General features: G+C 71.7%; 9 protein-coding genes. 7 read left to right on the top strand and 2 right to left on the bottom strand.

Features of this window, described 5'->3' with window-relative positions:
* The 4 genes from ACFVJS_RS25150 to ACFVJS_RS25135 all read left to right on the top strand — a co-directional run.
* A partial coding sequence (locus ACFVJS_RS25150) for a glycosyltransferase (protein WP_378886117.1) occupies nucleotides 1–600 on the top strand: 600 nt, incomplete at its 5' end.
* Nucleotides 597–1211 carry an SIS domain-containing protein gene (locus tag ACFVJS_RS25145; RefSeq protein WP_378886116.1) on the top strand — a complete coding sequence of 205 codons (615 nt, stop codon included), beginning with the start codon at nucleotides 597–599 and terminating at the stop codon, nucleotides 1209–1211. The genes ACFVJS_RS25150 and ACFVJS_RS25145, both read left to right, overlap by 4 nt.
* Nucleotides 1208–2524 (top strand): D-glycero-beta-D-manno-heptose 1-phosphate adenylyltransferase, encoded by a 1317-nt coding sequence (gene rfaE2, locus ACFVJS_RS25140; protein ID WP_378886114.1) that lies wholly within the window; start codon nucleotides 1208–1210, stop codon nucleotides 2522–2524. Before ACFVJS_RS25145 ends, rfaE2 begins: the two co-directional genes overlap by 4 nt.
* A 14-nt stretch (nucleotides 2525–2538) precedes the next feature.
* Nucleotides 2539–3489 (top strand): glycosyltransferase family 9 protein, encoded by a 951-nt coding sequence (locus tag ACFVJS_RS25135; protein WP_378886113.1) that lies wholly within the window; start codon nucleotides 2539–2541, stop codon nucleotides 3487–3489.
* Here the strand turns inward: ACFVJS_RS25135 and ACFVJS_RS25130 are convergent.
* The gene (locus ACFVJS_RS25130; protein WP_378886112.1) at nucleotides 3419–4411 is read right to left on the bottom strand and encodes a UDP-glucuronic acid decarboxylase family protein; all 993 of its coding nucleotides are present in this window, start codon (nucleotides 4409–4411) and stop codon (nucleotides 3419–3421) included. The genes ACFVJS_RS25135 and ACFVJS_RS25130 overlap by 71 nt on opposite strands.
* Nucleotides 4408–5178, bottom strand: a complete 771-nt coding sequence (locus ACFVJS_RS25125) for an SDR family oxidoreductase (RefSeq protein WP_378886110.1) — start codon at nucleotides 5176–5178, stop codon at nucleotides 4408–4410. Before ACFVJS_RS25125 ends, ACFVJS_RS25130 begins: the two co-directional genes overlap by 4 nt.
* Nucleotides 5179–5358: 180 nt before the next feature.
* On the opposite strand from ACFVJS_RS25125, the gene ACFVJS_RS25120 reads away from it, so the two are divergent.
* Genes ACFVJS_RS25120 through ACFVJS_RS25110 form a run of 3 tightly spaced genes read left to right on the top strand, consistent with a single transcriptional unit; the run spans nucleotide 5359 to nucleotide 6720 of the window.
* On the top strand, nucleotides 5359–6153 hold the full coding sequence (locus ACFVJS_RS25120) for a sigma-70 family RNA polymerase sigma factor (protein WP_378886108.1): 795 nt from the start codon (nucleotides 5359–5361) through the stop codon (nucleotides 6151–6153).
* A gap of 58 nt (nucleotides 6154–6211) precedes the next feature.
* Nucleotides 6212–6466 (top strand): hypothetical protein, encoded by a 255-nt coding sequence (locus tag ACFVJS_RS25115; RefSeq protein ID WP_378886107.1) that lies wholly within the window; start codon nucleotides 6212–6214, stop codon nucleotides 6464–6466.
* Nucleotides 6463–6720 (top strand): hypothetical protein, encoded by a 258-nt coding sequence (locus ACFVJS_RS25110; RefSeq protein ID WP_378886105.1) that lies wholly within the window; start codon nucleotides 6463–6465, stop codon nucleotides 6718–6720. Before ACFVJS_RS25115 ends, ACFVJS_RS25110 begins: the two co-directional genes overlap by 4 nt.
* Nucleotides 6721–6759 lie beyond the last annotated feature (39 nt).

The following is a 6759-nucleotide window of genomic DNA, read 5'->3' as shown; positions in this document are numbered from 1 at the left end:
ATCCTGGGCCGGATGGTGCCCCGCAAGGGATTCGGCAACGCGATCGAGGCCTTCGCCCACCTCGTCCACGACGAGGGGCTCGACGTCGAGCTGGTCGTCGCGGGCGGCCCGTCGCGCAAGGACCTCGATTCCGACCCGGAGGCGCAGCGGCTGCGGCAGATCGCCGAACACCACCACGTCGCCAACCGGACGATCTTCCTCGGCAGCGTCGAGCGCGATGACGTGCCCGGCCTGATCCGCAGCAGCGACGCCGTCGTCAGCGTGCCCTGGTACGAGCCCTTCGGGATCGTCCCGGTCGAGGCGATGTCCTGTGGCCGCCCGATCGTCGGCACCGCCGTCGGCGGGCTCCTCGACACCGTCGTCCCGGGCGTCACCGGCGACCTGGTGAGACCGCGGAACCCCGTCGAGCTGGCGCGTGTCCTGGCGGCCCTGATGCGCGACCCCGAGCGACGGCGCCGCTACGGCGAGGCCGGGCGGCGGCGCGCGGTCGAACGCTACGACTGGCGCCACGTCGTGGCTGCCACCGAGGACCTCTACGAGCGGGTCACCCGACCTGCCCGATCCACCCGATCCATCGATGCGAAGGAGGCAGTCCGATGACAACCCCGTGTGCTCACGAGCACCTCGCCGAGCTGAGCCAGACACTGCGCAGGTTCGACGGCTGCGTCGACATCGCCGACGACTGGGGCGTACGCCTCGCACCCGTGCTCGAGGCCGGCGGCCGGCTCCTCGCCGCGGGCAACGGCGGCAGCGCCGCCCAGGCCCAGCACCTGACCGCCGAGCTGGTCGGCCGCTACCGCGAGGACCGCGCGCCGTTCTCGGCGATCTGCCTCTCCGCCGAGACCTCCAGCCTGACCGCCATCGGCAACGACTACCCGCCGGAGGAGCTCTTCGCCCGCCAGGTCGAGGCGCACGGCCGGCGCGGCGACGTGCTGATGCTGATGTCCACCAGCGGCCGCAGCGGCAACCTGCTCGCCGCCGCCCGGCGCGGCCGACGGGCGGGGCTGCAGGTCTGGTCGATGACCGGACCGGTCCCGAACCCGCTGGCCGACCTCTCCGACGAGCACTGCTCCGTCGAGGCTCGTTTCACCGCCACGGTGCAGGAGATGCATCTGGTCGCGCTGCACATCATGTGCGCCGCCCTCGACCGCGAGCTCGGCGTCGGGGAGCCGGCAAAGCCGTCGGTCGAGGACCTGGAGGTGCTGGGATGAGTGTGCAGATGGTCGTCGTCGGCGACGCCCTGCTCGACGTGGACGTCACCGGAGACGTACGCCGCCGGCTGCCGGAGGCGGACGCGCCCGTCATCGACGACCCGCGGGAGCGGCTACGCCCCGGCGGCGCCGCGCTGGTCGCGGCCCTCGCCGCCGCCGACGGTCACGACGTGGTCCTGGTGACCGCGCTGGCGGCCGACGCGGCGGGATCGCGGATCCACGACCTGTGCAGCGACGCCGGCGTGCAGGTCCTCGCCGTCCCACAGGAAGGCACCACTCCGGTCAAGCGCCGGATCATCGCCGACCAGCAGCCGGTCGCCCGGCTCGACGAGGGCGCCTGCGGTCCGATCCAGCACGTACCTCCCGATGCGCTCGAGGCGATCGGCTCGGCCGACGCGGTGCTCGTCTCCGACTACGGCCAGGGCCTGACGAGCGTAGGCGACCTCCGCCGGGCGCTGAGCAGCGTGGCCGCGACGTCGACGCCCGTCGTCTGGGACCCGCACCCGCGCGGCGAGGCACCCGTCCCCGGCGTACGTCTCGTCACCCCGAACCGGGCCGAGGCTGCCGCCTTCGCCGGCCGGGCCGCCCGCACGGGTGCGAGCGAGCACGCGGCCGCACTGGTGGACCTCTGGCGAGCCCGGGCGGTCTGCGTCACCCTCGGATCCGACGGCGCCGTCCTGGCCGAGGGCACGGCCGAACCGCTCCTGGTCCCTGCCCGCCGCCCGGATCCGCACGACACCTGCGGGGCCGGCGACCGCTTCGCGGTGACGGTGACCGCGAGCCTCACCGGCACGACGGCGACCGGCGCCGCGGTGAAGACCGCCGTCGAGGCCGCCGGCGACTTCGTCGCCTCGGGCGGGGCCGCCTCGTTCACCCCGGTCGCCCGACGGGCCAAGGACCGCACGATCGTCGCCACCGGCGGCTGCTTCGACCTCCTCCACGCCGGCCACGTCGCCACCCTCCAGGCCGCGCGGAGACTAGGCGACCGCCTGATCGTCTGCCTGAACTCCGACGACTCCGTGCGGCGGCTCAAGGGCGAGGACCGCCCGGTCGTCCCCGAACGCGACCGTGCCCGGCTGCTGGCCGCGCTCGACTGCGTCGACGACGTGGTCGTCTTCGACGAGGACACGCCGATGCACGTGCTCGCCGGCATCCGCCCCGACATCTGGGTCAAGGGCGGCGACTACTCCGAGGACGACCTCCCCGAGAGCGACCTGCTGGCGACCTGGGGCGGACGGACGGTCGTCGTGCCCTTCCACGACGGCCACTCGACCACCTCGCTGATCGAGACCGCGAGGGCGATCGCGGTCTGATGAGGCCCAGCCCGATGAGGACTGCGCTCGTCTATCGCGCGCTGGGGCTCGGTGACCTGCTCGCCGGGGTGCCGGCGCTCCGGATGCTCCGCCGGGTGCTGCCCGGGCACCGCATCGTGCTGGCCGCGCCCGCGGCCCAGTCCGGGCTGATCACACTCGCCGCGGTCGCCGACCAGGTCATCGCCACCGAGGAGCTCGAGCCGGTCTCCTGGACGGGTCCGCCTCCGGACGTCGCCATCGACCTGCACGGCAACGGTCCCGCCTCCCGCGACCTGCTCCGGGTCCTCGGACCCGGCCGGCTGATCGGCTTCGACGAGCCCGGCGGACCTGCCTGGGACCCGGTCGAGCACGAGCGCGATCGCTGGTGTCGGCTGCTCGCCGAGACCCTGGGCGGCGATGCCGAGCCCGACGACGTCCGCATTACTCCGCCCGTCCTGGAGCCACCACTGGTACCCGACGCGATCCTCGTCCATCCCGGAGCCGCCTCGGGGAGCCGTCGTTGGCCGGCGGACCGCTTCGCCGCCGTCGCCACCCGGCTGACGCTCACCGGCGCCCCGGTCCTGATCACCGGTTCCCCCGCCGAGCGCGGCCTGGCCGAAGACGTACGTTCCCAGGCGGGTCTCCCGGCCGAGGCCAACCTGGCCGGCAGCACCGACCTGATGGCGCTCGCCTCCCTGGTCGGCGCGGCCCGGCTGCTGATCTGCGGGGACACCGGCATCGCCCATCTCGCCTCCGCCCTGGGTACGCCGTCGGTGGTCTTGTTCGGACCGACGCCGCCCTCGGCCTGGGGCCCGCCGCCGGGGCCGCACATCGCACTCTGGCGGGGCGACCGCCCCGGTGACCCCCATGCCTCCGCCACGGATCCGGCGCTCCTGCGCCTGCGCGTGGACGAGGTCAACGACGCGGCGCTGCGTCTGTTGTCGGAGCCTGGACGACGTCCTCGCGCCACCGCGCCGTCCGCTTGAGCCCTTCCTCGAGGGCCATCTCCGGCTCCCAGCCGAGCAGCAGCCGGGCGCGGGTGAGGTCGGGGCGGCGTACGTGCGGGTCGTCGGCGGGCAGCGGCACGTGGTGGATCCGCGACTCCGAGCCAGTCAGCTCGATGACCATCCGGGCCAGCTCTAGCGTGGTGACCTCGTGGTCGTTGCCGATGTTGACCGGTCCCGCCACATCGGCACAGGCCAGCCGCAGCAGACCCTCGACGGTGTCCTCGACCCAGCACAGCGACCGGGTCTGCGAGCCGTCGCCGGCGACCGTCAGCGGGGCCCCGCTCAGGGCCTGGCCCAGGAAGGCCGGTACGACCCGGCCGTCGTCCAGGCTCATCCGCGGGCCATAGGTGTTGAACAGGCGTGCCACCCCGACGTCGACGCCCCGCTCGCGGGCGTAGGCCATCGTGGTCGCCTCGGCGAACCGCTTGCCCTCGTCGTAGACGCTGCGTAACCCGATCGGGTTGACGTGACCCCAGTACTCCTCGTGCTGCGGGTGCACCTCGGGCTCGCCGTAGACCTCGGAGGTGGAGGTGAGCACGAACCGGGCGTGGTGGCGATCGGCCAGCTCGAGGGCGTTGACCGTGCCCTCGCTCGCCACCCGGAGCGTCTCGAGGGGCAGCCGCTGGTAGTGCACCGGGGAGGCCGGACAGGCCAGGTGCATGACCATGTCGACCCCGCCGGGATCGGGGATCGCATAGCTGGCGTCGGCGATCGTGATCGCGAAGCCCGGACGGCCGAAGAGATGCTCGATCTTGTCGGCCGAGCCGGTGAGCAGGTTGTCGACGATCCAGACCTCCGCGCCGGCGTCCAGGAGGCGTTCGCTCAGCCAGGAGCCGACGAACCCGGCTCCGCCGGTGACCACCACCCGGGCACCGCGCAACGACTCTTCCCAGTCGTTCATCGCGGATAGCCTTCGTTGCGCAGCATCACGACGGCGCTCTGCAGGCAGGCCTCGTCGGGAAGCGTGACCGCGAACCGGATCAGCTCCGCCACGATCGTCGGGTCCATCATCCGCTCCGGCGGGAGTCCCCACTGGTCCATCATCGGCGTGGCCATCGCCGCCGGGTTGATCGCACTCACCCGGACCGGCCACTCCCGCTCACGCGCCTCGGTCTGCATCACCTCGGTGAGCTTGAGCAGCGCTGCCTTGGAGGAGTTGTACGCAGCGGCACCCGATCCCACCGTCAGCGCGCTGATCGAGGCGATGCTGACGATGTCGGCCACGGGCTGCTTCGGTCCGTCCTCGAGCGCCAGCCGATGACGTACGAAAGCACGGGAGAGCCGCATCGGGCCGTCGACGTTGACGTCGAAGACCCCGTGCCACTGGTCGTCCTCGATGTCGACCAGGTCCGAGCCGCGGTCGGTGCCGGCGTTGTTGATCAGCAGGTCGAACCGCGCCCCGAACCGCTTCGAGAGGTCGGCGACCGTCTCGTCGACGGCGGAGGGTGAGGTGACGTCCAGGTCGACGGCCTCCGTCTCACCCCGCCGCGGCTCGCCGCGGATCAGGTCGACGGTCTGCTGGGCGGCCGCGGGATCCCGGTCACTGACCACGACGTGCGCTCCGGAAACGCTGAGCACCCGGCTCGTCGCCCGTCCCAACCCGCTCCCGGCGCCGGTCACCAGCGCGACCCTGCCGTCGAGACTGTTCGTTCCGAACGATGCGTTCATGGAGTTCCTCTCAGAGGCGTCTGTCCGTTCAACGGCACCGGTACCCGACTCCACCCGCCACAGTCTGGTGGGCCGACTTCCCACCCGTAGGGGTGGTTGTGCCGCCGAAGACCCACACCCACGAGGGTGAACTTCGCGGCGAAGCCGTTGGGGGACGCTTCTTCCGGGCACTACCTACACATGACGACGACAACTTTCGAGACAGACCTACCCCGAGCCGAGCGCCAGCGTCTGACCTCTGAGCTGTTGGCGGAGGCACACAACGCCGAAGGAGAAGAGCAGGACCAGCTCCTCGAGGAAGTGATCCTGCTCAACGCAGCGGTCGCCCGTTCGATCGCCCACCGGTACACCGGCCGAGGCATCCCCCGTGCCGACCTCGAGCAGGTGGCCTACATCGCCCTGGTCCGCGCTGCGAAGAGCTTCCATCCCGACCGTGCGGACGACTTCCTCACCTACGCCGTTCCCACAATCCGGGGTGAGGTGAAGCGCTGGTTCCGCGACCACGGCTGGACCGTGCGCCCCCCGCGTCCCATCCAGGAGCTGCAGAGCACGCTCCTGCGAATCGGCTCCGAGCGAGGCAGCCTGCCCACCTCCGAGCTGGCCGAGATCGCCGATGTTCCCGAGCAGAAGGTACGCGAGGCCCTCGACGCCCGCGGCTGCTTCACCCCCTCCTCCCTGGATGCCCCGCTGCGCCCCAGCGACTCCCAGTCCTCGCCGGATGCGACGATCGGCGACATGCTGCCGGGCATCGACGGTGGACTCTCGGACTGCGAGACCCGGCTCGCGCTCGAGCAGGCGATCCACTCGCTGTGTCCCCGCGACCAGCTCGTGGTGAAGCTCCGCTTCCTCGAGGACCGCAGCCAGGCAGAGATCGGCGAGGCCATCGGGGTCACCCAGACCCAGGTCTCCCGCATCCTGACCAGGATCATCGACGAGCTCCGCGCCCAGCTCGAAGGTGTGGGCATCGCCGCATGACCCGCACCCCGCACGGGTACGGGACACGAAAGCCGACCCCGACACAAGGAGATCTGGCATGACGTACTCAACGATCACCGGCGAGCGCGACGACACCGCCCAGCGTTCGCTGTGGAACGGCACGCCCAAGACCACGTGGCAGGAGTCGTCCTGGGGCAAGCGGATCGCGGCCGTAGCCGCCTTCCTCCTCCCGGTCGCAATGACCGTCGCCACCACCGTCGTCCGCAAGAAGGGCACCGACGCCCTGGTGCGGAAGTTCACCTCAGGTGGGAAGAAGGCGCGATGGAAGAAGAAGGTAGGTGGCAAGAAGTGAGGACGAAACGAAGCCTCTTCACCTTCGCGCTGGGTGGCGTGGCCGGCTACGTCGTCGGCCGCTACCCCGCCGCGACCTACGAGACCCTGCGCGACACCGCCGGCGCGACCCTCGGCATGGCACGTGACCGGGTGGGCACGATGTCCCTCCCGTTCGGCCATGCCGGCGACCACCGTGCTCGCACCACGTCGTCCTCGACGGGTGAGGGCCTCGAGCGCACCTCGACGGCCTATGTGTCCCGGCCGCATCCGTAGGCCTACGTAGCCGGCTTCGGGAGAGCCGCGGGACAAGAG

It is taken from the genome of Nocardioides sp. NPDC057772 (genome assembly GCF_042798075.1).
Taxonomy (GTDB): domain Bacteria; phylum Actinomycetota; class Actinomycetes; order Propionibacteriales; family Nocardioidaceae; genus Nocardioides.
This window is presented reverse-complemented; position numbering and strand designations above follow the sequence as displayed.